Annotated in this window: 26 protein-coding genes; 11 read left to right on the forward strand and 15 right to left on the reverse strand. The window is 61.2% G+C overall.

Annotation, left to right across the window (positions count from 1 at the left end; all coding sequences use genetic code 11):
• Positions 1 to 150: 150 nt before the first annotated feature.
• The 4 genes from lapD to KGA98_RS17340 form a co-directional block, all read right to left on the reverse strand.
• Positions 151 to 2097 (reverse strand): cyclic di-GMP receptor LapD, encoded by a 1947-nt coding sequence (gene lapD / locus KGA98_RS17325; protein ID WP_223502905.1) that lies wholly within the window; start codon positions 2095 to 2097, stop codon positions 151 to 153.
• Positions 2098 to 2119: 22 nt separating this feature from the next.
• Positions 2120 to 2827: a cysteine protease LapG gene (gene lapG / locus KGA98_RS17330; protein WP_218497002.1), complete on the reverse strand. Its 708-nt coding sequence runs from the start codon at positions 2825 to 2827 to the stop codon at positions 2120 to 2122.
• Between the two features lie 271 nt (positions 2828 to 3098).
• Positions 3099 to 3494, reverse strand: coding sequence for a YbaN family protein (locus KGA98_RS17335; protein WP_223502906.1), 396 nt, complete (start codon positions 3492 to 3494; stop codon positions 3099 to 3101).
• Positions 3495 to 3504: 10 nt separating this feature from the next.
• Positions 3505 to 4092 carry a YecA family protein gene (locus tag KGA98_RS17340; protein ID WP_057715949.1) on the reverse strand — a complete coding sequence of 196 codons (588 nt, stop codon included), beginning with the start codon at positions 4090 to 4092 and terminating at the stop codon, positions 3505 to 3507.
• A gap of 427 nt (positions 4093 to 4519) precedes the next feature.
• Here KGA98_RS17340 and recQ point away from each other — a divergent pair, with 427 nt between their 5' ends.
• From recQ to KGA98_RS17360, 4 genes are all read left to right on the forward strand, one after another.
• A complete protein-coding gene (gene recQ / locus KGA98_RS17345; RefSeq protein ID WP_057715948.1) occupies positions 4520 to 6646 on the forward strand; it encodes a DNA helicase RecQ in 2127 nt (708 codons plus the stop codon).
• Positions 6647 to 6765: 119 nt separating this feature from the next.
• The gene (locus KGA98_RS17350) at positions 6766 to 7200 is read left to right on the forward strand and encodes a MarR family transcriptional regulator (RefSeq protein WP_007984163.1); all 435 of its coding nucleotides are present in this window, start codon (positions 6766 to 6768) and stop codon (positions 7198 to 7200) included.
• A gap of 127 nt (positions 7201 to 7327) precedes the next feature.
• Positions 7328 to 8575, forward strand: coding sequence for a FimV family protein (locus KGA98_RS17355; RefSeq protein WP_223502907.1), 1248 nt, complete (start codon positions 7328 to 7330; stop codon positions 8573 to 8575).
• Positions 8576 to 8608: 33 nt separating this feature from the next.
• On the forward strand, positions 8609 to 8896 hold the full coding sequence (locus KGA98_RS17360) for a SelT/SelW/SelH family protein (RefSeq protein WP_223502908.1): 288 nt from the start codon (positions 8609 to 8611) through the stop codon (positions 8894 to 8896).
• Here the strand turns inward: KGA98_RS17360 and KGA98_RS17365 are convergent.
• Positions 8890 to 9783, reverse strand: a complete 894-nt coding sequence (locus KGA98_RS17365) for a DMT family transporter (protein WP_223502909.1) — start codon at positions 9781 to 9783, stop codon at positions 8890 to 8892. The genes KGA98_RS17360 and KGA98_RS17365 overlap by 7 nt on opposite strands.
• A gap of 77 nt (positions 9784 to 9860) precedes the next feature.
• Positions 9861 to 10619 (reverse strand): helix-turn-helix transcriptional regulator, encoded by a 759-nt coding sequence (locus tag KGA98_RS17370; protein WP_090453771.1) that lies wholly within the window; start codon positions 10617 to 10619, stop codon positions 9861 to 9863.
• Positions 10620 to 10753: 134 nt separating this feature from the next.
• On the opposite strand from KGA98_RS17370, the gene KGA98_RS17375 reads away from it, so the two are divergent.
• Positions 10754 to 11569: a UDP-2,3-diacylglucosamine diphosphatase gene (locus tag KGA98_RS17375; protein ID WP_223502910.1), complete on the forward strand. Its 816-nt coding sequence runs from the start codon at positions 10754 to 10756 to the stop codon at positions 11567 to 11569.
• 147 nt (positions 11570 to 11716) lie between these two features.
• Here the strand turns inward: KGA98_RS17375 and KGA98_RS17380 are convergent, their stop codons facing one another.
• Positions 11717 to 12307 carry an HD domain-containing protein gene (locus KGA98_RS17380; RefSeq protein WP_223502911.1) on the reverse strand — a complete coding sequence of 197 codons (591 nt, stop codon included), beginning with the start codon at positions 12305 to 12307 and terminating at the stop codon, positions 11717 to 11719.
• A gap of 27 nt (positions 12308 to 12334) precedes the next feature.
• Positions 12335 to 12646, reverse strand: a complete 312-nt coding sequence (locus KGA98_RS17385; RefSeq protein ID WP_057715941.1) for a DUF962 domain-containing protein — start codon at positions 12644 to 12646, stop codon at positions 12335 to 12337.
• A gap of 159 nt (positions 12647 to 12805) precedes the next feature.
• On the opposite strand from KGA98_RS17385, the gene KGA98_RS17390 reads away from it, so the two are divergent.
• The gene (locus KGA98_RS17390; protein ID WP_079246791.1) at positions 12806 to 13867 is read left to right on the forward strand and encodes an AraC family transcriptional regulator; all 1062 of its coding nucleotides are present in this window, start codon (positions 12806 to 12808) and stop codon (positions 13865 to 13867) included.
• Here the strand turns inward: KGA98_RS17390 and KGA98_RS17395 are convergent.
• A complete protein-coding gene (locus KGA98_RS17395) occupies positions 13824 to 15278 on the reverse strand; it encodes a TrkH family potassium uptake protein (RefSeq protein WP_057715939.1) in 1455 nt (484 codons plus the stop codon). The two genes, KGA98_RS17390 and KGA98_RS17395, sit on opposite strands and share 44 nt — an antisense overlap.
• Positions 15279 to 15399: 121 nt before the next feature.
• On the opposite strand from KGA98_RS17395, the gene KGA98_RS17400 reads away from it, so the two are divergent.
• A complete protein-coding gene (locus KGA98_RS17400) occupies positions 15400 to 15966 on the forward strand; it encodes an NAD(P)H nitroreductase (RefSeq protein ID WP_090453776.1) in 567 nt (188 codons plus the stop codon).
• Between the two features lie 138 nt (positions 15967 to 16104).
• Here the strand turns inward: KGA98_RS17400 and KGA98_RS17405 are convergent, their stop codons facing one another.
• The 6 genes from KGA98_RS17405 to KGA98_RS17430 all read right to left on the reverse strand — a co-directional run bounded on the left by KGA98_RS17405 (position 16105) and on the right by KGA98_RS17430 (position 20456).
• Positions 16105 to 17448: a sensor histidine kinase gene (locus tag KGA98_RS17405; RefSeq protein ID WP_057715937.1), complete on the reverse strand. Its 1344-nt coding sequence runs from the start codon at positions 17446 to 17448 to the stop codon at positions 16105 to 16107.
• 187 nt (positions 17449 to 17635) lie between these two features.
• Complete coding sequence (locus KGA98_RS17410; RefSeq protein ID WP_223502912.1) at positions 17636 to 18094, reverse strand: Spy/CpxP family protein refolding chaperone; 459 nt, start codon at positions 18092 to 18094, stop codon at positions 17636 to 17638.
• A 244-nt stretch (positions 18095 to 18338) separates the two neighbouring features.
• A complete protein-coding gene (locus KGA98_RS17415) occupies positions 18339 to 19016 on the reverse strand; it encodes a response regulator transcription factor (protein WP_007984138.1) in 678 nt (225 codons plus the stop codon).
• Positions 19017 to 19023: 7 nt separating this feature from the next.
• Positions 19024 to 19437: a hypothetical protein gene (locus KGA98_RS17420; RefSeq protein ID WP_057715935.1), complete on the reverse strand. Its 414-nt coding sequence runs from the start codon at positions 19435 to 19437 to the stop codon at positions 19024 to 19026.
• Positions 19438 to 19558: 121 nt separating this feature from the next.
• Complete coding sequence (locus tag KGA98_RS17425; protein WP_057715934.1) at positions 19559 to 19858, reverse strand: YciI family protein; 300 nt, start codon at positions 19856 to 19858, stop codon at positions 19559 to 19561.
• A gap of 1 nt (position 19859) precedes the next feature.
• Entirely contained in the window at positions 19860 to 20456 is a 597-nt protein-coding gene (locus tag KGA98_RS17430) for a septation protein A (protein WP_090453780.1), read from the reverse strand.
• Positions 20457 to 20543: 87 nt separating this feature from the next.
• Between KGA98_RS17430 and KGA98_RS17435 the strand changes: the two genes are divergently transcribed.
• The 4 genes from KGA98_RS17435 to scpB are packed head-to-tail and all read left to right on the forward strand — an operon-like array spanning position 20544 to position 23852.
• A complete protein-coding gene (locus KGA98_RS17435) occupies positions 20544 to 21407 on the forward strand; it encodes a PHP domain-containing protein (RefSeq protein ID WP_057715932.1) in 864 nt (287 codons plus the stop codon).
• Between the two features lie 13 nt (positions 21408 to 21420).
• On the forward strand, positions 21421 to 22050 hold the full coding sequence (locus KGA98_RS17440) for an L-threonylcarbamoyladenylate synthase (protein ID WP_223502913.1): 630 nt from the start codon (positions 21421 to 21423) through the stop codon (positions 22048 to 22050).
• A gap of 60 nt (positions 22051 to 22110) precedes the next feature.
• Entirely contained in the window at positions 22111 to 22869 is a 759-nt protein-coding gene (locus KGA98_RS17445) for a segregation and condensation protein A (RefSeq protein ID WP_223502933.1), read from the forward strand.
• Positions 22870 to 22880: 11 nt separating this feature from the next.
• Positions 22881 to 23852, forward strand: coding sequence for an SMC-Scp complex subunit ScpB (gene scpB / locus KGA98_RS17450; protein WP_223502914.1), 972 nt, complete (start codon positions 22881 to 22883; stop codon positions 23850 to 23852).
• Positions 23853 to 23868: the final 16 nt, after the last annotated feature.

A 23868-nucleotide genomic window follows, 5' to 3' on the forward strand; every position in this document is an offset into this window, starting at 1 on the left:
GGGCATGACACGGGGACCATTATCAACGGCATGCTCAACGATCATTCGTTGAAGGTGGATACCGTGTGACCTGAAACCCGCTAAAAAACCCGCCATCCCTGTGAAGGGGAGGCGGGTTCTTTGTTGCCCGGGACAATGGTCGATGCCCGGTCAGTGGTTAGAAAACCTGGGCGCCCCGATCAATCGACCCATGGCCCCGAATATTCCCAGCTCCCTGATTACCTCCAGCTCCCCACGCGTCTCGACCATTTCCGCAATCAGCGGCAAATCTATGCTGTGGGTCGCCCGAAAGATCGCGTCGATGAACAGCCGTTTGTCAGGCTGCTCGTCGATGTTGCGAATGTAGGCTCCATCGATTTTCAGGTACGCCAAGCCCAATTGGGTCAGGTTGCCGATCTGGCTGAAGCGCCCGCCAAAGTGTTGCAGGCCGACTCGATAACCGGTCTTGAGCAATGTGCTGCAAAGGTTCTGCAGCACTTCGGGAGATGGCAACTGGCGTTCGTCGATTTCCAGGGTCAACAGCGGCGCCAGTTCGGGAAGGGATTCGAGCAGGTCGAGAATTGTTCTCCATTGCACCGGATCGCGCAGGGTGCTCCCGGACAGGCTCAATGCCAAGGGGCTGCGGTTGACCACCAGCTCGTCCAGCGTGGCTTCGAGCATCGCCAGGTCGAACCGTCCCGACCAGCCGAGACGTTCGATCCACGGCAGGAAATGCCCCGCGGCAATCGCTTCGCCCTGCGGGTCGAGCAGGCGTGCGAGCACTTTGTGATGCAGCATCTGGCGGGTGTCGGCGCATTGCACGACGGGCTGAAAGTACAGCTGCACATTGCCATGGGTCAGGGCGTCGTCGATCCAGGTGCGCCAGTCGTGCTGGGAGTGATTGGGTGCCGTGTCACGATGGCTCAAATGAACCCAGGGGCGTTCGGGATGCTGCCGGGACTCCGTCAGCGCCTGATCAAGGCGCAGGAGAACGGTGCTGATCGGCTCACCGGGGCGGTAGGCGACAACGCCCAGATGAGCGACCGGCATGCAATCGCTGGCGCCGGTCAGGCGCAGGTTCTCCAGGCTGACGCTGACATCGGTGGCCAGGCGCGCGGCACTTTCAGCATCCAGACCCGGTGTCAGCAGGCTGAATTCGCCGCCACGATTGCGCGCCGCCAGCCAGGTTCGACGCTCCGGCAATTGAGTCAGGCGCTTGAGCAATTCGCCGACGGCAGTGATCAGCGCATCAGTCCGTTGGCCACCCAGGCGCTGGTTGAGGCCGTTCAGGTCGTTGATTCGCAACATCAGCAAATGGCCATCACGGCTCTGTTCGCACACGCGTAAATGGTCGGCCAGTTGCTCGTCGAGCAGGCGTCGGTTGGCCAGGCCGGTGAGGCTGTCCAGATAGGATTCGGCCCGCAGTTTTTCGCTGCGTGCAGCCTCCTCGACGAACAGTGCCTTGAGCTTCTCGACCATCTGGTTCATCGCCAGCACGACCCGTTTCAATTCCGGTGTGCGCGGCAGTTTGGGCAGACTGAGAAATTCGCGTTTGCTGATGGCCTCGGCTTGTCGGACCATGCTGTCGAGTGGGCGAAATTGCCGGCGCAGCATCCATCCTCCAATCACGGCGCTGAACAGCCCGCACAGTAGCAGCCAGATCAGGCTGCCAAGGGTGCTTTCCCAGAGCTTGGCCAGGGCGAATTGCGGATTGCTCAGCACTTCGACCCGTGCCAGTTGTTCCCAGCCGCGCATGATCAGCGCATCGCCGCCTTCCGGGCGCAGGTCGACCAGGTTGACGAACCAGTCAGGTACACCGTCGATTTTTGTCGGTGCGGAGCGTTGCACCAGGGTTTGCTGATCCTTGAGCCTGATGACGCGGATGCTGCTGAAATAGCCGCTGTCGAAAATCGAACTGACCATCAGTTCCATCATTGCCGGGTCATCGACCTGTGCGGTCAGCGACAGCCCCAGCGCGGTGGCCGCGTCCTGGGCGTGGGCGCGCAGTTGGCTGAGCGTTTGTTCGCGGGAGCTTTCCAGGCTGGCAAAAAAACTGCCGCTGAACGCCACCAGCAGGAACAGGCAGATTGCCAGGAACAACTGTTTACGCAGTGTCATGCTTTGCTCCTTGCCAAGGCGGTTAGCCGTCGCCGATGTCGAACCCTTCGGCCTGCATCTTTTTCAACACGTCCTGCCAGCGCGACAGCTTTTTCGAGTCGCTGCTGCGCTGGCCGCCGTTTTTGCCCGGCAGGTACAGGCCTTCGGCATTGAAGGCGTACACCGGCAGCAAGTCTTTGCGTTGGGAGGCGGGGCGGATATCGCCGATCAGGTTGTCCAGCACCAGTGGTTCGCTCGTGGGGGTGCTGTAGAACGTCAACACCATGTGCGCCTGGTTCTGGCTCAAGGCCTTGACGTAGGTGATGCGCAGTTTTTCGCTGGGAATACCAAGCCGGCGCAGGCTGAAATACTTCGCCAGAGCATAGTCCTCGCAATCGGCGGCGCCCTTGATCAGGGCTTCGACGGGGGTGGCCCAGTAATCGGTCTGTTGCCAGATGCGCGTGTCGTCCTGGAAGTTCAGCTGTTGATCGAAGAAGCGGTTCACCGCGTTGAGCTGCTCGCGTTCGGGGGCGCCGCGTGCACTTTGCAGCATTTGACTCCAGGCCTCGATCCGACCTCGCGCCGGTCCAAGGGGGCCGTAGCGTTTTTCAACGGTTTGCAGGATCTGCGCAAAATCCCAGTCGGCCCGGACCCCGTTGCATACAGTCAGTACCAAACCAGCCAGCAGCAACCAGCCGCCGAGCCGAAGTCGGAGCGTTGGCCATCCTGGACTACGCAGACTGCGGGCCATGTCTGGCTGCTCGAGTGTAGGTTTGTGAAGTTTAGGTGGAGTTTTGGGCGCGGTAGGTCAGGTCGTCGGCCGAAGGACGCTCGCTGAGTTTTTTGTGGCGAGGGGGCTTGTCGGAACGCCGCACCGCCCCGTTCGGTGGCGAAGCCGCCGTGAACCTGTGAGCGCGATCTATCTGGTGATCTGCGGTGAATGGCTTTAGGGCTGCTGCGCAACCCAACGGGGCGGTGCGGCGTTCCGACAAGCCCCCTCGCCACCATGGTCGCGGGAAATTTCAGAATTTGCGCAGGGTTTTCTGCTTGAGGATGTAAATCGTCACCAGCACCGCACTAGTCAGCATGAAACACCGTGCCCAGTACAGCGGCACCAGGTAGCAGGAGAACAGGATACTCGGCCACATCAGGCCAATGGCGTAGACCTTGCCCTTGAGCGGAATGCCGTTGCCGTTGAGGTAATCGCGAATCCACGGGCCAAGCCGTGGATGCTCGACCAGCCATTGATAAAAGCGCGGCGAACTGCGGGCGAAGCAGGCGGCCGCCAGCAGCAGGAAAGGGGTGGTGGGCAATACCGGCAGGAAAATCCCGATCACCCCCAGCGCCACGCTCAGCCAGCCGATGGCCAGCAGCACATAGCGCAACATCAGGGGGCGGTTGCCTATGGGGTTGTCCATAGGCAGAACCTTAGTGGTGGCGGGGCTTGAGAATCGCCGGTTTTTCGTCTGGCGCGTTGCACAGCAGGTACAGCGCGGTCAGGGCTTCCGGGATCTGTACGATCATGTCGTCCATCAGGTTGGCATCTTTGGCGATGTCTTCGAACTCCGGCTGCTCGTCGAACAGGCCCGAACCGACCATGATCGGCAGCAGCATTTCGCTGACTTCGTCTTCGGCGCTTTCGAACCAGGCCGCTTCGCGCAGGAATACGCCTTCCATGAAGCCGATGCACCAGCCGCGCAGGTCGGAATCGTCCGGCTCGTCGCCCAGGTCCAGGTCGCATGGCAGTTCGAATTCTTCATCGGAGGCCAGCTGGCGAGCGATGTGGGCCTTGAGGCCGATCAGGGTGGCTTCGATCTCTTCGCGCTGGGCTTCGCTGCTGTAATGCGGCTCCTCGGCGAAAAGTGCATCGATCCACTCACGATCAGGAACGACTTCGGAACAGATCGACAGCGCGGTGAGGTAGCCGTGGGCGGCCACGTAGTCCAGCGCCTCGTCATGCAGTTCATCAGCGTCGAGGAAGACTTGCAGGCGGGTTAGTTGCTCAGCGAAGGACATTAAAGGACTACCTTGGGGAATGTTCGATGCGGGAATTCTAGGCCTTCTTGAGCACTTGGGCCAGCCGCACGGCATATTTGCCCGTTTGTGGGAGCTGCTCCCCTTACGGTTCGGTCAAGCACTACCCCTGTGGGAGCGAGCTTGCTCGCGATAGCGATGGTTCAGGCGAAATCAATGTTGACTGTGATGGCCTCATCGCGAGCAAGCTCGCTCCCACAGTTTTTATGTACATCGGGTTTGCCGGTGTCTTCTCAGCGGTGCCCTTTGCCGGACGGGGCTCGGGTATACTCGCGCGTTTTGTGATGCCCTGCTGGCGTCACGGCTGAAATGTGAAGCGTCATGCAATGCGCACTTACGATTTATCGGTGCAGCGTCGCGGGTTCTGAACCAGCCTTGCAGGGATGTTTCGGTGATTTTTGGAGTTTTTATGCTCGAACAGGCTCAACGCGTCCTCAAGGACATCTTCGGCTACGACAGTTTCCGTGGCCGCCAGGGTGCAATCATTGAGCGCGTGGCCAGCGGCGGCGATGCCCTGGTCCTGATGCCTACCGGCGGCGGCAAGTCCCTGTGCTTCCAGGTTCCGGCGCTGTTGCGCGAAGGCCTGGCCGTGGTGGTCTCGCCGCTGATCGCACTGATGGACGATCAGGTCGCTACCCTCGAAGAACTGGGTGTGGCCGCCGCCGCGTTGAACTCCACCCTCAGTGCCGAGCAGCAACGCGACCTCGCCGCCCGTATCCGCCGCGGTGAAGTGAAAATGCTCTATCTGGCGCCGGAACGCCTGGTCCAGCCGCGTATGTTGTCCTTCCTGCAGGGCCTGGACATCTCCCTGTTCGCCATCGACGAAGCGCACTGCGTGTCGCAATGGGGCCACGATTTCCGCCCGGAATACCTGCAACTGGGCCAGTTGGCGGAAATGTTCCCCGACGTGCCGCGCATCGCCCTGACCGCCACGGCCGACAAGCGCACCCGGGAAGAAATCGTCACCCGGCTGCACCTGCAAGACGCCGAGCGCTTCCTGTCGAGCTTCGACCGACCGAACATCTTTTATCGCATCGTGCCCAAGGAACAGCCGCGCAAGCAGTTGCTGGCGTTCCTCGCCGAGCGCCGTAGCGATGCGGGCATCGTGTATTGCCTGTCGCGCAAGAAAGTCGAGGAAGTCGCCGCGTTCCTCAGCGAGCAAGGCTTCCCGGCGTTGCCGTACCACGCCGGGCTACCCAATGATCTGCGGGCCTACCATCAGAAGCGCTTCCTCAATGAGGAAGGCCTGATCATGGTCGCGACGGTGGCGTTCGGCATGGGCATCGACAAGCCCAACGTGCGTTTTGTCGCGCACCTCGATTTGCCGAAATCCCTTGAGGCCTATTACCAGGAAACCGGTCGTGGTGGCCGTGACGGTCTGCCGGCGGATGCCTGGATGGCCTACGGCCTGCAAGACGTGGTGATGCTCAAGCAGATGCTGCAGAACTCCGAAGGCGACGAACGCCACAAGCGTCTGGAGCAGCACAAGCTCGACGCCATGCTCTCGCTCTGTGAAGAAACCCGCTGCCGTCGGCAAACGCTGCTGGCCTACTTCGACGAAGACATGCCCGAGCCCTGCGGTCATTGCGACAACTGCGTCGACGGCGTGCAGACCTGGGATGCCACGGAGCCTGCGCGTCAGGCGCTGTCGGCGATCTACCGCACCGGTCAGCGCTACGGCGTCGGGCACCTGGTGGATGTATTGCTGGGCAAGGACAACGAGAAGGTCCGCAGCTTCGGCCATCAGCACCTGTCGGTGTATGGTGTTGGCAAGACGATGGCGGAGGGCGAATGGCGTTCGTTGTTCCGCCAACTGGTGGCCCGTGGTCTGGCGGACATCGACCTCGAAGGCTACGGTGGCCTGCGCCTGAGCGACAGCTGCCGGCCGCTGCTCAAGGGTGAAGTGACCCTGGAACTGCGCCGCGATCTCAAGGCGCAAACCGTGGCGAAAAGCAGCAAGAGCCAGGCGAGCCAGCTGGTCCGTGGCGAGGAGCGCGAACAATGGGAAGCCTTGCGCGCCCTGCGTCGCAAGCTCGCCGAAGAACATGGCGTGCCGCCGTATGTCATCTTCCCCGACTCGACCTTGCTGGAGATGCTGCGCAGCCAGCCGACCTCGCTGGCGGAAATGGCCACGGTCAGCGGCGTCGGCGCGCGCAAGCTGGAGCGTTACGGCGAGGCCTTCCTCGAAGTGCTCGGCGGCCAGGTCGAGGCGCCGAAACCGGTGGCCGACGTACGTCACGAACTGATCACGCTGGCGCGGGCCGGGATGACGCCGGTGCAGATCGCCGGTCAGTTGCAGTGCTCGGAAAAGAACGTCTACACCATGCTGGCCGAAGCGATCGGCAAGCAGCAGTTGTCGTTGGAGCAGGCGCTGGATCTGCCTGAAGACCTGATGGGTGAAGTCCAGGACGCCTTCCTTGACGGCGAAGGCGAGTTGCCGCCGGTTTCCGAGATCGCCGCGCTGTTCGCGGGCCGGGTGCCGGAAGGGGTGTTGTACTGCGTTCGCGCTGCCTTGCAGTCGGAGTTTGAGATTTGAGACATCCGTAGTGCTGATGTAACGATTCACTACAGATCAAGCCTTGCCTCAAGTCGAGGCTCATGCTTAGCTGACTAATAATTAGTTTTTATTTATTTCAGTCTAATCATGAGTGTTTTATGCCGTTAACCGATCAACACCGCTTTGGCATGCAATTGGCCCAGATGTCCCGTGGCTGGCGTGCCGAACTGGACCGCCGACTGGCGGGCATGGGCTTGTCCCAGGCGCGCTGGCTGGTGCTGCTGCACCTGGCCCGTTTCGAAGAAGCACCGACCCAGCGTGAGCTGGCACAAAGCGTCGGCGTCGAAGGTCCGACCCTGGCCCGTTTACTCGACAGCCTGGAAAGCCAGGGCCTGGTGCAACGCCAGGCAGTGCTGGAAGACCGTCGGGCGAAGAAAATCGTGCTCTGCGCGCCAGCGCGTCCCCTGATCGAACAAATTGAAACCATTGCCACGCAACTGCGTCACGAACTGTTCGAAGGCGTCGATGAGGCGGATTTGAAGGTGTGCATGCGGGTTCACGGGCACATCCTGGGCAACCTTGAAAAGTCTTGAGGCATAACCGAACGCCAGGTTTTTGAGAGACCGCATTGGACAGACTATAAGAACTACTCGGCAATATCGTGTTCGTAACGGATGTACGAACCCGTGCGGATGGTTTCTGTAGATCTCAAGGATGCTCATGCTCAAGTGTTGGCGATTGGTTTTACGCGGTGGTTTTCTGTGGTTGCTGACCGGGGCCGCGGTCACTTATTCGGCATGGGCGGCTGCGCTGGGCTTGGGTGAAATCACCCTGCATTCGGCGCTGAATCAACCGCTGCGTGCCGATATCGCACTGGTGGATGCTGCTGGCGTGGAGGAAGACCAGCTGTCGGTGAGCCTGGCAACGGCAGACGAGTTCAGCCGTGCCGGGGTCGACCGGGCGTTTTTCCTCAGCAACCTGAAGTTCACCCCGGTGTTGCGCGGTAATCGCAGCGTGATCCAGGTGACCTCCAACAAACCGGTGAGTGAGCCGTTCCTGAATTTCCTCGTGCAGCTCAATCAGCCTAATGGGCGATTGCTGCGTGAGTACACGTTACTGATCGATCCGCCGGGTGCGCATGGGGTTGTTCCCGCTGCTGATGAAGCGGCATCCGGTTCCCCGGTGTCCGCATTCCCCCGTGTTAAACCGGTCGTGGCGCCGTCACCCGTGGCCAGGACGACGCCAGAAACGGACGTCGCAATGGTTGATCCCGATGTCGAACAACTGGCCGCCAGCGCCCTGCAAAACCACCAGTTGCAAACCACTGTCGATGAGCTCAACGCGAAGCTTCAAGACCAGGATGAGCTGATCGCCGGCCAGAAAAAACATTTGGCCGAACTGCAAACCCAACTCGCGGAGCTCAAGAAGGTAAAGGCCCAACCGGTTGCTTCCGACGTGGCGACGCCAGCCCCCGTTATTGCTGAAAACCCCGGGATTGGCTGGCTGCCGATTGCCGGTTTGTCGGCGCTGATAGCGTTGCTGGCGCTGGGCTGGTTTGTTCGCCGCCAGCAGCATCAAGCCACAGCGTCAGAGACGCTGCCGTCGCAGCATGAACCGCTGACTGAGCTCTTTACCGAGCCAGTGATGTGGCCCTCCGTCATGCAACCATCCACTGTGCATCGCGACGGGGTATCGGCCAACGATGAGCTTGAGCGGGTCGATAGCCATCATTCCATCCCGGTTGCTGTTGCCATGGCGGTGGTTCCGGGTTTGGCGATATCCGGCGAATCCGCTACTGACGATGAGTACCGGCTCAACCTGGAGGAGCTGTCCATGGCGTCGAGTTGGGACGTGATCAGTCTGACCGAGAACCCGCAGCCGGCGGCTCTGGCCATGATCGAGCCTGAGTACGAGTTGGAGATGCAACCCGTTGCGCCGTCTCGACAGCCTCCGGTCGGGCTATCATAGCGGCGTCGTCAAACTCTGGAGTCAGGTCCCATCATGACCGTCAGCAAACCGGAAATCATCATCACCTACTGCACGCAATGCCAATGGCTGTTGCGTGCGGCCTGGCTGGCCCAGGAACTGCTCAGCACCTTTGGTGATGACCTGGGCAAAGTCTCCCTGGTGCCGGGCACCGGCGGGGTCTTTCAAATCTACTGTGACGCCGTGCAGATCTGGGAGCGCAAGGCGGACGGTGGCTTCCCCGAGGCCAAAGTGCTCAAGCAGCGGGTCCGCGACCAGATCGACCCGGACCGCGACCTGGGGCACAACGACCGCACTCAGTGAGATGTGGCCTCGGCTGCAACGGCCTTCTTGCTCGTGCCACTTGAGAACCGGCTGGAGACCACAATCGCCACAATGATCAGCGCACCCCCCAGCAACATGCGCAGGGTCGGGTTTTCGTTGAACAGCAGCCAGGCGACGGTGATGCCGTAGACCGGCTCCAGGGCGAACACCACGGCGGCAGTGCGTGCTTTGATCACCGCGAGGCTGGCGACGAACAGGCTGTGGGCGACACCGGTACAGAACACACCGAGCAGACCGATCCACAGCCAGTCGATGGCGCGCACTTCGCTCAATTGAGGCGCCGCCACCGGCAGCAGGCACAGGGCAACCACCACGTTCTGGCACAGCGCCGCCTGTACCGGCGGAACTCGCCCGGAGCTGGCACGGTTGGTCAGTGACAGCAGGGCGAACAGCAATCCGGAACCCACGGCCCACAGCAGGCCGGTGGTGGCGCCGCTGGCGAGGTCAAAATCGGGCGTGACCAGCACCAGGCCGACACTCACCAGCAGCACCAGCACGATCTCATTGGCGCGGATGCGCTCGCGGAAGATCAACCCTTCGAGGATCACGGTAAAGGCCGGGAAACTGGCGAAACCGAGCGTCGCAATCGCCACGCCTGCGACTTTCACCGCAATGAAGAAGCTCACCCAGTGTCCGGCCAGCAACAAGCCGCTGAGCAACAGGCGACGCCAGTCCATGGCCTCGAGTTTCTGCCAGCGCGTCTGGCTGGCGAACCGTGCAAAAAACGCCAGCGCGAGTACGGCGAAAGCGGCACGGCCGAAAACGATGATCGCCGGGGACGCAGCGGCCAGTTTGCCGAACACACCGGTCAGGCCGAACATCAATGCGCCTATATGCAAGGCGCCAAGGGCGGTACGGGGAGTCATTGCAATCCTTAACGACAAACGAACAGAGGCCTCATTGAAGCGCGTAATGGCCCATCAAGTCTGTCGGCAAACTCGCGTTATTTGTCGCCAGCCTCGCGCCGCAGTTTTCCGGGGGATGCCCCGAACTCGCGCAGCACCGCCGCCGCAAAGGCACTCTGGGAGCTGTAGCCGACGCGGCTGGCAATCTCGCCGATGGGCAACGCCGAATTGCGCAGCAAGCCCACCGCGATGTGCAGGCGTCGGCTGCGGATGTAGTCCATCGGCGTCTGCCCGCATTCGGCCACGAACCGCGCATGCAAACGGGCACTGGAAAGGCCGGCGACCCGGGCCAGGTCAGCCACTTGCAACGGGTACGCCGCGTACTGATCGATGTGTGCGTTCAGCGCTGCATAGGGCAGGCGCCGACCGCCGACGGCCTCGGGCCTGGCGTTGTTGAGACTGGCCAGCAAAAGCACCGCGCCTTGTTGAGCGATCAGCGGATCATCGACCGGACTGTTCGCCAGCCAACTGACCAATTGGCTTTGCCCGGCGTCCAGAGGCAGGCGCCCGGCGTTGTCGAGCAGGCGTCGGCTGGAGTCGGCGTGATCGCCCAACGACTGGGCAACCCATTGTTCGCTGGGGACATCCAGCACCAGGCAACGGCTGCCATTGGTGCTGCCACACGCGTGATGCGCTCCGGAGGGCACCACCACGAAACTCTGCTGGACCACCTGGCTGCCACGGCCGTCGACCTCGAAATCCAGGGCGCCCGAGAGCCCGAACACCAGTTGCGCGTGTTCGTGGCTATGGACGATCAGGTCGTGGCTGTATTGGCGAAGCGTGAGGATCGGTCTCATCGCGGGTCTCCCGGTTCAGGGCGTCAGTCTACACCGAGCGGGCCGACAAGCGCTGTCACAGGACTGACTTGACGCTGTCATGGACCATTAACCGGGCCGGGGCAGACTTGGCAAAACTTGTCAGAGGGTTGCCCATGACCAGCGCCGAGCTCGCCAAACCCACCCGTAAGCAACGCGTACGGACTTTATGGATTTCCGACGTGCATTTGGGCACCCGGGATTGCCAGGCTGAACACCTGTCGCAGTTTCTCAAGAGCTACCACGCAGACAAGATCTACCTGGTCGGCGACATCATCGACGGCTGGAAACTGCGCGGCGGCATGTATTGGCCACAAGCGCATACCAACGTGATCCGGCGCCTGTTGACCATGAGCAAGCGTGGCACCGAGGTGATCTACGTCACCGGCAACCACGACGAATTCCTGCGCCGCTATTCGAAGCTTATCCTGGGCAACATCCAGTTGGTCGACGAAGCCGTGCACGTCACCGCCGACGGCCGGCACCTGCTGGTGATACACGGCGACCAGTTCGATGTGATCACCCGTTACCATCGCTGGCTGGCGTTTCTCGGTGACTCGGCCTACGAATTCACCCTGACCCTCAACCGCTGGCTCAATCATTGGCGCGCGCGATATGGCTACGGCTACTGGTCGCTGTCGGCCTACCTCAAGCACAAGGTGAAAACCGCGGTCAGCTTCATCAGCGACTTCGAAGAAGCCATCGCCCATGAATGCGTCAAGCGCGAGCTGCACGGAGTGGTGTGCGGGCACATTCACCATGCCGAGATTCGCAAGGTCGGCGAGGTGGACTACCTCAATTGCGGCGACTGGGTGGAATCGTGCACCGCGCTGATCGAGCACTGGGATGGCTCGATCGAGTTGTATCGCCTGGCGGATGCCCAGGCGCGCGAGGCACAGATGAAGGCGGCCAGGGTTGCGGAGTTGGTCTGATAATCATTCGGTGTTTGTACTGGCCTCTTCGCGGGCAAGCCCGCTCCCACAGGGTTAACTGGCGGTCACAAGTGCTGCGTTCACCTTCGCCCATTGTGGGAGCGGGCTTGCCCGCGAATGGAGCGCGAAGCGGTCCCGCTGGATCTGTCAGGTTGGCGAATGTTCTTCCATCGCCGCCTTGTAGATCGAATTCCTGGGGTGCGCAAACAGGCGCTCCATCATCGGCTCGAAAAAGCTCAACGGCAGCGTGTCGTACGCCGGATCAAACGCTGCGGCATCGTATTTGGCGCAGAACTCGACGGTCGCCTGGTACTGCGGATGGTCCTTGAATTGCTCGCGCAAGTGCCGATCCATACCCAAGTGATGGAAGAAGTAGTAGCCTTGGAAAATCCCGTGCTTTTCCACCATCCACAAGTTCTCGGCGCTGACGAACGGCTTGAGGATCGCCGCCGCGATGTCCGGGTGATTGTAGGTGCCCAGGGTGTCGCCGATATCGTGGAGCAGGGCGCAGACCACGTACTCTTCGTCGCGACCATCACGCCAGGCGCGGCTGGCGGTTTGCAGGGAGTGGGTCAGGCGATCCACCGGGAACCCGCCAAAATCCCCCTCCAGCAACTTCAGGTGCGCCACGATCCTTGTCGGCAATTGTCGCGCGTAGGCACTGAAGTCCGCGGCGATGATCGCCCAGTCTTCCTGTGTGCCGTCCTTCATGTGGGTGAAGCGGGCATTGGCATTCATCGGTAACTCTCTTGTGACGCAAGTCAGCTAGAACGGAACGCGCCCCAGGACCATGTCCCGGTACATGACAAAATCGCCGAGCAGGCTATAGAAGGGGTGTTGGAACGTTGCCGGGCGGTTTTTCTCGAAGAAGAAATGCCCGACCCAGGCAAAGCTGTAGCCTGCCAGTGGCAGGGTCCACAACAGCATCCAGGCTCCGCGACCAATGGTCAGCGTCAGAATCAAGATAACCAGGGTCGTGCCGATAAAGTGTAAACGGCGGCAGGTACTGTTGCTGTGCTCACTGAGGTAGTAAGGATAGAACTCAGCGAAGCTGTTGAATCGTTTGACGTTTTCCACGACAGCGATCTCTGTGGTTATTGTTCTTGCTGCAAGTTGTTCTGCGGGTAGCTTATTTGAGTCTAGAGTGATCAATGGCATCAGCCACTGACAATAGGCGCCACTTTAGTATCCTTCGGTCAATAGCCGTAGCATGCGGCCACCATGTAAGAAAACGCCATGAGCGAACGAACGACTTCTGCAAGCTGGGCGATGGGGATTGTCAAAGCGCTGGAGATGGACGGCCTGGATTGCCGGGCTCTGTTCAAGCAGTTGGGGCTCGACTACGCGGCACTGGATGATCCGGACGCACGCTTCCCCCAAGATTCCATGACCCGGTTGTGGCAACGCGCGGTCGAGCTGTCCGGGAACCCGGCCATCGGCCTGAACATGGGCAAGGTGCTGCGACCGGCTCAGTTTCATGTGGCCGGTTACGCCTTGATGTCCAGCCGGACCCTGGCCGAAGGCTTTCAGCGCCTGGTGCGCTATCAGCGGATCATCGCCGAAAGTGCCGACCTGAGTTTCCAGCTGCTGGAAGAAGGCTACGGGCTGATTCTGACGGTGCATGGCGATCATCTGCCGCCGACCCGGCAAAGCGCCGAAGCTTCAATGGCCTGTGCCTTGGCGCTGTGTGGCTGGTTGACCGGGCGTACATTGCAACCGCGCAAAGTGTTGTTGCAAGGTACCGAGCCGGTCAATCTGGAACCCTATAAACAAGCTTTCCATGCACCGCTGGTGTTCAACGCACCTTACGATGCACTGATTTTCGAACCCGCCGATATGGAAGCGCCGCTGCCGACGGCCAACGAGGCCATGGCGTTGCTGCATGACCGCTTTGCCGGCGAGTACCTGGCGCGTTTTTCCGAAAGCCGCGTGACCCACAAGGCGCGGCAGGTGTTGTGCCGCCTGTTGCCCCAAGGCGAACCCAAGCGCGATACCGTGGCGCAGACGCTGCATCTGTCCCAGCGCACCTTGCAGCGGCGCTTGCAGGAAGAGGGTACGAGTTTTCAGGCGCTGCTGGACGATACCCGGCGCGAACTGGCCGAACAGTACCTGGCACGACCGAACATGACCTTGCTGGAAATTGCCTACTTGCTGGGGTTTGCCGATCCGAGCAACTTCTTCCGTGCTTTCCGGCGCTGGTTCGATGCCACACCCGGCGAGTACCGGATGCGGCTGATGCAAGCACCTGACGCGGTCAATGACGCCAAAATGCCGGAATACACAGCACAAACACCGTAATGATCTCCAACCGGCCCAACAGCATGCCGAACGAGAGAATCCACTTGGCGGCATCCGGCAGGGTGGCGAAGTTGCCCGCCGGGCCGATGGTTTCGCCGAGCCCCGGGCCGACACCGGACACGGTGCTGGCCGCGCCGGTGAGCGCGGTCATCCAGTCCACGCCGAGCAGCGACAGCAGCAGCGCGATCACACAGATGGTGATTGCAAAGAAGAACGAAAAGGTCAGGATCGACCGCACGATTTCTTCGTCGAGGCGGTGACCGTTGTACTTCTGCTTGATCACCGCCCGCGGGTGAATCAGTTGGTTAAGGTTGGCCTTGAGCAGGATATAGGCCACCTGGAAGCGGAAAATCTTGATCCCGCCCGCGGTCGAGCCGGAACAACCGCCGATAAACCCCAGGTAGAAGAACAGCATCAGCGAGAAATTGCCCCAGAGGCTGTAGTCCCCCAGCGCGAAACCGGTCGTCGTCACCACCGATGTCACGTTCAGCGCCACATGCCGCAACGCCTCCAGCCAATGCAGCTGGGTAGTCCACCAATACCAGGTGCCGAGCACCAGCCAGGTCACCAGCAGCATGCCGAGCAGGCCTTGAACCTGTTCGTCCTTGATCAGTGCCCGACGGTTTCCACGCAACGTGGCCACATACAGGGTGAACGGCAGGGCACCGAGAATCATGATGACGATCGCTACCCAATGCACCGCCGGTTGCGGCCACTTGGCCAAAGACTGGTCGGAGGTCGAGAAGCCGCCGGTGGAAATGGCCGACATCGCATGGTTGATGGCGTCGAACGGGCTCATCCCGGCCCACCAGAACGCCAGGCTGCCGACAATGGTAATGCCGACGTAGGCCGCCACGATCAGCCGCGCCACCATGTGTGAGCGGGGCATGACCTTTTCCGAGCGGTCCGACGATTCGGTCTGGAACAGCCGCATGCCGCCGATGCGCAACAGCGGCAGGATCGCCACCGCCATGCCGATGAAGCCGATGCCGCCGATCCAGTGCAGCAACGAGCGCCACATCAGGATGCCGGGGGACATGTTGTCCAGGCCGTTGAGCACGGTTGCGCCAGTGGCCGTGATGCCGGACATGCTTTCGAAGAATGAATCGGTGTAGCTGATGTGCTGGGTCAGCAGGAATGGCAGCGCGGCGAAGATGCACACCACCAGCCAACTGCTGACGGTCAGCAGGTACATGTCCCGGGGGCGCAGGTGAACATGTTCGGGGCGCCCTGGAATCACCAGCGCCAAACCGGCGACAAAGGTGATCATGCTGGCCCAGAGGAACGACGGCAGATCGCTGGTGCGCTCGAAAATGACCAGCGTGGCCATGGGCACGACCATGGAGATCGCCAGCGTGATCAGGAAGATGCCGATGATGAAACCAATGATCCGTAAGGTCGGCAACGCCATGAGGTCCGCTCGGCTGATAGTGGAAAGGGCGCCATTCTACCTGCGGGGCAGGGCATGTAAACCGGCACTGCTGCGACAGTTACAGCTAGAATAGCCGCACAAATTTTTCAGGAGGTGGCCGATGCAGGCTCTCGACGCTTTGCTCAACCGTGTTTCCGTTCCACGACTGATTGACCCTGCACCCACTGCCGAGCAGCGCGAGGTGCTGTTTGGCGCCGCCATGCGCGCTCCGGATCACGGTCACTTGCAGCCTTGGCGTTTCCTGACGGTGGAAGGCGCAGCGCGTGAGCAGATGGGCGAGTTGCTGGCCGAGGCGGCGAAACTGCAAGACAGCGAAGTCGGCGAAGCGGCCATCGACAAGGCGCGCAATAATCCACTGCGTGCACCACTGGTGGTGGTGGTGATTGCGCGGTTGCAGGATCACGTCAAGTATCCGAAGTCAGAGCAGTTGCTCGCGGCGGGCTGTGCAGCCCACGGGATTTTGCTGGCGGCGTATGCGCAGGGCATTGGTGCGGTGTGGCGTACCGGTGACCTGGCCTACTCGCCGCATGTGGCTAAGGGTTTGGGCCTGGCGGAGGGGGAAGAGGTGATTGCTTTCCTGTATCTGGGCACACCGCAGAAAGAACCGCGCGTGGCCGAGAAAGTTGACCTGGCCGAGTTCGTCAGCGCCTGGCCTGGCAAGGTCTGACACCGCAAAACCTGTGGGAGCGAGCTTGCTCGCGATAGCGGCCGGTCAGTCAATTTGATTGTTGAGAGTGCCGCCGTCATCGCGAGCAAGCTCGCTCCCACAGTAGATCCAGGTAGCTCATATCGAAGGGTGTCCGTTTCAGGGCTGTACGACAGCCCCCGGCACCAACGGCAATTCCAGGCTGGCAATGAACCCGCCTTCCGGGTGATTGGCCAGCACCAGGCTGCCGCCATGTCGCTCCGCCGCGCGCCGGGCGATGGCCAGGCCCAGGCCGTGTCCGGCCGCAGTCTGCCCCGGCGCCCGATAGAACGGCTCACCGAGCTGGCTCATGTATTCGGCACTGACCCCGGGCCCATGATCGCGCACAGTCACGACGATCCGCTCACCCTGACGCAGCGCCTGCATTTCGATCGGTAGGCCACCCACCGGATTGAAACGCTGTGCGTTGCGCAGCAGATTGTCGACGGCCCGTTCGATCATGGTCGGCCAGCCCTTCAGATTCAGTTGCGATTCGGCTTCGAGGTGGACCAGTTGCTCGGGTGAACCGAGTTGCGCATCCTTTTGCAGGGTATTGAGCAAGGCGTTCAGGTCCACCTCTTCCGCACTGGCGTTATCGGAGTCGACCCGCGCCAGTACCAGGATTTCGCTGATCAGCGCTTCCAGTCGGTCGCACTCGCGGGTCAGGCGCGGCCACAGCTGTTCCCGTTCTTGCGGGGTGGCCCGTTCGGCCAGTGCCAGCGCGATACGCAGGCGGGCGAGGGGCGAGCGCAGTTCATGGGACACATCCCGCAGCAGTTGCCGCTGACTGCCAATCAGGCTTTGCAGGCGCGCGCCCATGCGGTTGAAGTCGTTGGCCAGGACGCCGAACTCATCGCGACGGTTGGCCAGCTTGACCAGGCTGTTCTGTTGATACGTGGTTTGTCCCAGGTCATGCACCGCGCCGCGCAGACGGCTGAGCGGGCGAGTGATGGAGAAGGTCACCAGCAGGCTGAACAGGGTCAGCACCACCAGGGCGATCCCCAGCGCACTGAGCGGCCAGAGCAGGCTCTCGCGGTGCCAGGCGTCCAGTTCCGGGTGCGCGATGCGGTAGATGAACAGGTAGGTGTCACCGGTTTTTTCGCTGGTGAACTCATCGGTCAGACGCCGCCACGGCAGGCGCCGGTCCTCATTGTTCTGGCGCGCCTCAAAGGCCGCCGCACGTTTGGGGAAAGTGCCGCGCACTAGCGGATCGCCGCTTTCGTTAAGCACCTGAACGTCGATGTGATACTGGCGTTTGCGTTGCTGGAGAATGTCCTGGGCGGCGTCTTCACCCTGGCTTTCGTAGGTTTGCGTCCACTCTTCGGCCAGCGTGTTGAGGCCCGGGTGGCGGCTGAGAATCCATGCGTCCTGGTTGAGCATGTGCCCGAGCAGGATGGAAAGCCCTGCAACCAGGGCGATGGCCAGCCAGAAGCTGGCCAGGATACGCCAGAACAATGAACGCACAGGAAATCCTCAAACAAACACAGAATCCCATGTAGGAGCGAGCTTGCTCGCGAAAAACGCATAGATAACACGGGCTGCCTGATGCCGCGCGTTATCGTTGACGTCCATCGCGAGCAGGCTCGCTCCTACAGTAGATCAAAAGCATCAGACCCAACGGTGTTCAGCCGTCGGGTCCGGGGTCAGCGCATTATTGCGCCTTTTGCGGTTGTTGCGCTTTCCAGGCCTTGAACTCGGCCCACTCGGCGCGACGTTCAGCCTGTTTTTTCTGGATCTCGTCGAATTTCTTCTGTTGATCCGGTTTCAGCAAGGCGCGCACATCCGCTTCCGCTTTCTTGTGGTTGGCGGCCATCTCGTCCTCCATGGCTTTCTGGTCGGCTGGCGAGAGTTTCTCCAGGTACTTGTCGACCAGTTGCTTACGCTCGTGCATCTGCTCGCCCATGATCTTGCGGATCTGCTCGCGCTGTTCGCGGCTCAGGTCCAGTTCACTGTACGGGCCTTTGCCGTGCATGCCGTGCATGCCGTGCATCTGACCGCCGTGGCGCGAGCCGTCCATCGACCCACCCATGGGGCCCGTGCCTTCAGGCATGGCCATGGCAACGGTCGGCAGGGCAGCAGCGAACATCAGAGCGATAAGAGTCTTGCGCATGGTGTATCTCCTTGTCTCGTTCCCGGTACGTTCCGGATGAGTACAGATTACGCAGATCAAAGTCAGCGGCGGTCAGCGGTACGTAAAGCTTGGGTAAAGATGATTTTGCGCCGACCTGACAAAACGTCCAGGTGCCTTGCTGTAGGAGCGAGCTCGCGATGGAGTTGAACGATTACGCGTGCTGTCTGGAAAAGCGCGTTGACTGTGAGACCATCGCGAGCAATCGAGCGTCGACCGGCTGCTCCTACAGGCTGTAGTAGTAACCGCGGCTGCGCAGGGCCACGATGCGCGGTCGACCATCGGGGTGTGGGCCGATCTTCTTGCGCAGGTTGCTGACGTGCATGTCCAGGCTGCGGTCGTACAGGGTCAGCTTGCGGCCGAGGGCGATCTGCGCCAGTTCCTGTTTGTCCAGGGGCTCGCCCGGTTGCTTGAGCAAGGCTTCCAGCAGGCGGCTTTCGGAGACGGTGAGGGTGAATTCCTGTTCGTCGATGCTGACCACGCCGCGCACCGGGCTGAAACACAGGTCGCCCAGTTCCATCTGGCTGGACACCGCCGCCGGGTGGCTACGGCGCAGGACTGCGCGCAAGCGGGCGGTCAGTTCCCGTGGGTCGCAGGGCTTGGCCAGGTAATCGTCGGCGCCGAGTTCCAGGCCGAGGATACGGTCCAGCGGTTCGCCCCGGGCCGAGAGCATCAGTACGGGCAAATCCGGGTGATCGCTGCGCAACTGCTTGAGCAGTTCCAGGCCGCTGCCATCGGGCAACATCACATCCAGCACCACGGCCGCCGGGGCGGTTTCAGCCAGCGCGCGGCGTGCGCTCTGGCCGTCGTGACAGGCCCGAACCTGAAACCCTTCCTGGCTCAGCCAACTGCTCAGGAGCTCACACAGCTCCTGGTCATCATCAATAAGTAACAGCTCGCTCATGACTCACTCAATTTAGCCATTGTCGACGTTTTCGACTTGCTCCACTGGCGAAGATACCGCAGAGCAGAGCCAATAGCGCTACCCCGGCGCCAATGACGAACCATTGTTGCTGGTCGGTCAGCAGGCGCGGCAGCGGACTGCTGGCCTGGGCTTCCTTGAGTTGCAGCTTCAAACGCTGGTTCTCCTGGCGCAACCGGGCCAGGAGCGGGCTTTCGCGTTCGCCATCGGCAGTTTGCAATTGTTTGTTCAGTTCTTCCCGTTGCCGTTCGCTTTCTTTCAAGCGTTGCTGCAGCTCGGTGATCTGGCTTCCGGCGCTCAAGGAAAGCGGCGTCGAGTTGCCCCCCTCGGCGTTTTCTTCACCGTGGGCGGGCGCCACGATCGACAACGTGACCAACATCAGGCACAACGGACCCTTGCGCATGGCGACTCCTGGTTCCAATACGAGTATTGGGAAAGTTGTCGGCCGGCAAACGAGAATAATGAGCGATTGAGAACGCGATGAACCGATATGGTTCACCGCGTGGGGCATTGCGAGAAGAAAGTTACGGCAGGACTTGCTTGAACGGCTTCACCAGAACGTTGGCGTAGACGCCTGCGGCGATGTACGGATCAGCGTCGGCCCAGGCCTGGGCGGCGCTCAGGGAGTCGAATTCGGCGACGATCAGGCTGCCGGTGAAACCCGCCGCGCCCGGATCATTGCTGTCGATCGCCGGATGTGGGCCGGCCAGTACGATGCGACCTTCGCCCTTGAGCACTTGCAGGCGCTCGAGGTGTGCAGGCCGAGCGGCCAGGCGGGCTTCCAGGGAGTTGGCGACGTCTGTGGCAATGATTGCGTAAAGCATGTCAGTCCTCGGTTTTTGGCGTTGTGGTGTCGGCATCGTGCAGATGACGGGACAGGTAGATGCCCTGGCCGATCAGGAACAGCAAAGTCATGCCCAGGCTGCCGAAGACCTTGAAGTCGACCCAGTAGCTCTGGAAGGTAAACGCGACAAAGAGGTTGGCGGCACCGCAAAACAGGAAGAAGGCGATCCAGGCGATGTTCAGGCGCGTCCAGACCGGCTCCGGCAAGCTCAGCGCATGGCCCATGATGCGTTTGATCAGCAGGCTGTCACCGACGAAGTGGCTGCCGATGAACGCAAGGGCGAACAGCCAGTTGACCACCGGGGCTTTCCACTTAAGGAACGTCTCGCTGTGGAACGCGAGCGTCAGGCTGCCGAAGACCAGGCAGGCGATCAGGGTCAGCCACTGGCTCTTCTCCAGCTTGCGCTGCTTGATGAACAGTGTGCCGTAGACCACCAGGGAACTGACGATCAGCATCGCGGTGGCGCTGTAAATACCGCCTACAGTGATCTCATGACCGGCGATGTCGACGACCTGTGGGTCGATTTTGAAGACGATGAAAAACAGCAGTAGCGGGATGAAATCGATGAATTGTTTCACAGTGGCAGCCAGAAGCAGGATGTGGCGGCATAATAACAAACATATGGGCGCGCGATAGCGCCAGCTTATTTGAGGTTACAAAGCCCTGTGAATGTTGATTTGCACTGCCATAGCACGGCCTCCGATGGCGCCCTGGCGCCTGCGGTTCTGGTGGCGCGGGCGTTCGAGAAAGGCGTGCGAGTCCTGGCCTTGACCGATCACGACACCCTCGAGGGCCTCGACGAGGCCCGGCACGCGGCTACCGCGCTGGGGATGCAACTGGTCAACGGCGTCGAATTGTCCTGCACCTGGGGCGGCGCGACCATTCATATCCTGGGCTACGGTTTTGACGTCAACGCCGCGCCGTTGGTCGAGGCCATCGCCAGATTGCATGATGGCCGCTGGCTACGCTCCGAGGAAATCAGCCGCAAACTGGCGCTCAAAGGCATGCCGGGGGCGCTTGAAGGCGCCCGGGAGATCCAGCAGGAGCTGGGCGACAGCGGTAACGCGCCGGCCCGCCCGCATTTCGCCGACTGGATGGTGCGTGAAGGTTTCGTCAAGGATCGCGCCGAGGCGTTCCGCAAATGGCTGGGCGCCGGCAAGCTGGGCGACGTCAAGCAACACTGGCCGACCCTGGAGGAAACCGTCGAAACCCTGCGCGCGGCCAAGGCCTGGGTGAGTCTGGCACACCCCTGGCACTACGAATTCACGCGCAGCAAGCGACGTCGCCTGATTGCCGACTATATTCAAGCAGGGGGCCACGCCATCGAAGTGGTCAATGGTTACCAGCCTGCCGAGCAAGTGGGCAGCCTGGCCATTCTGGCCCGCGAGTTCGGTCTGCTGGTCAGTGCCGGCAGTGATTTTCATGGCCCCGGAGGCTGGTCGGAGATCGGTGAATACCGGCCACTCCCGGAGGATCTGCCACCGCTATGGTGTCGATTCAAACATGACCCAATTATTGCCGCCGTCTGAACAGGTAGAGAATGTGAGTCAATTTTTCCAGATTCATCCGGAAAACCCGCAAGCGCGCCTGATCAAACAGGCGGTCGAGATCATCCGCAAGGGCGGGGTGGTGATTTATCCCACGGACTCTTCCTACGCCATAGGTTGCCAGATCGGCGACAAGGTAGCCGTGGAGCGCGTTCGGCGTCTGCGGCAGCTGGATGAAAAGCACAACTTCGCGCTGATTTGCAGCGACCTGTCGCAACTGGGGCTGTTCGCCAAGATCGACACCGGCACTTTCCGCATTCTCAAGGCCCATCTGCCGGGGCCGTATACCTTCATTCTCAACGCCACCCGCGAAGTGCCGCGGCTGTTGTTGCACCCGAAGAAACGCACCATCGGCCTGCGTGTGCCTAGCCACCCGATTGCCCTGGCGCTGCTGGCTGAACTGGGCGAGCCGTTGATGAGCGTAACCCTGATCATGCCAGGCGATGACGATCCGTTGAGCGATCCGCACGAAATGCGCCAGTTGCTCGAACATCAGGTCGATCTGATCATCGACGGCGGTTTCGGCGGGATCAAGGCGTCCACCGTGATCAGCCTCGCCGACGGCGAGCCGGAAGTCATTCGCGTTGGTTGCGGCGATCCTGCGCCGTTCATGGTCGAGGCCTAGATGTCCGCAGTAGAACCCGTCGACAGTCAGGCCGGAGCCCAGCAGGAACTGCCCTTCGCCATGGTCTATGGCCAGGCGGTCATGGAAATGCCGCTGGACCTGTACATCCCGCCGGATGCCCTCGAAGTCTTTCTCGAGGCGTTCGAAGGCCCGCTCGACCTGCTGCTGTACCTGATCCGCAAACAGAACATCAACATCCTCGACATCCCGGTGGCGGAAATCACTCGCCAGTACATGGGCTACGTCGAGTTGATGCAGTCGGTGCGCCTCGAGCTGGCCGCCGAATACCTGGTGATGGCCGCGATGCTGGCCGAGATCAAGTCGCGGATGCTGCTGCCACGGGCCGAAACCGTCGAAGACGAAGAGGAAGATCCGCGCGCCGAACTGATCCGCCGCTTGCAGGAATACGAGCGTTTCAAGGCTGCCGCCGAAGGCATCGACGGCCTGAGTCGCGTCGGTCGCGACGTGGTGGTGCCCAAGCTTGATGCCCCGGAGGCCCGGGCGCGCAAGCTGTTGCCGGATGTGCGCTTGTCAGAGCTGCTGTTGTCCATGGCCGAGGTGTTGCGTCGTGGCGACATGTTCGAAAGCCATCAGGTCAGCCGCGAAGCGCTGTCGACCCGCGAACGCATGAGCGATGTGCTGGAGCGCCTCAAGGGCGGCGGTTTCGTACCGTTTATCGAGCTGTTCACCGCTGAAGAAGGGCGCCTGGGGGTGGTGGTGACCTTCATGGCGATCCTTGAATTGGTCAAGGAATCCCTGGTCGAGCTGGTGCAGAATGAGCCATTTGCCGCGATCCACGTGCGAGCCCGAGCCGAATAACGAGTCGAAACATGAACCTGACTGAACCCCGTGATCTGGCACCCTTGCTTGAAGCCTTTCTGTTGGCCTCGGGAAAGCCGCAATCTTTGGAAAGCCTGTTCGAACTCTTCGAGGAAGGCGAACGCCCGGAACCACCGGTCTTCAAGAAGGCCCTGACGATTCTCGCCAAGTCCTGCGATGGCCGCGCGTTTGAACTCAAGGAAGTGGCCTCGGGATATCGCCTGCAAATTCGCGAGAAATTTGCGCCTTGGGTCGGGCGTCTGTGGGAAGAGCGCCCGCAGCGTTACTCCCGGGCCATGCTGGAAACCATGGCGCTGATTGCCTATCGCCAGCCGATCACCCGCGGTGAAATCGAAGACGTGCGGGGCGTGGCGGTCAACAGCAATATCGTCAAGACCTTGATGGAGCGCGAGTGGATCCGCATCGTCGGCTACCGCGACGTGCCCGGCAAGCCGGCGATGTTCGCCACCACCAAGGCGTTCCTCGATCACTTCAACCTGAAGAACCTCGACGACCTGCCACCGCTGGCGGAACTGCGCGAGCTGGAACCGGATCCGGTGCTCGACTTCGATGATGCCCCGGTACCGGCAGCCCTGCAGGAACTGGCCGACGCCAGTGCCGAACCGGAAGAACCCAAGGAAGAAACCAGTTTCCACACGCTGCTGCTGGAACTGGACAGCATGGAGGAGGGGATCAAGACCGATTTCGACGATTTGCTGCGTGATGGGGCGTCGTCTGAACTCGATCCGGAACAGTCGGTCATCGAGCCAGAAGTCGAAGCGGCACAGCCCGAGCCTGAACCGGAAATTGAACCGGAGCAAGAAGAAGACATCCTCGGTGTCGCCGAAGCCCGGGAAAAGCTCCTGGCCGCCGTTGCCGCTCTCGAACAACCGAAACCCGAGCCCGAACTGTCGGACGAAGAAGCCGAAGCCCAAGCCCTGGCCGAAGCCATCGAGGCCGAACGCCGCCAGTTCGAGGACTGATGCGATTTTTGAGAAC

It is taken from the genome of Pseudomonas sp. BF-R-24 (assembly GCF_019947335.1).
In the GTDB taxonomy this organism is placed as follows: Bacteria; Pseudomonadota; Gammaproteobacteria; order Pseudomonadales; family Pseudomonadaceae; genus Aquipseudomonas; species Aquipseudomonas jessenii.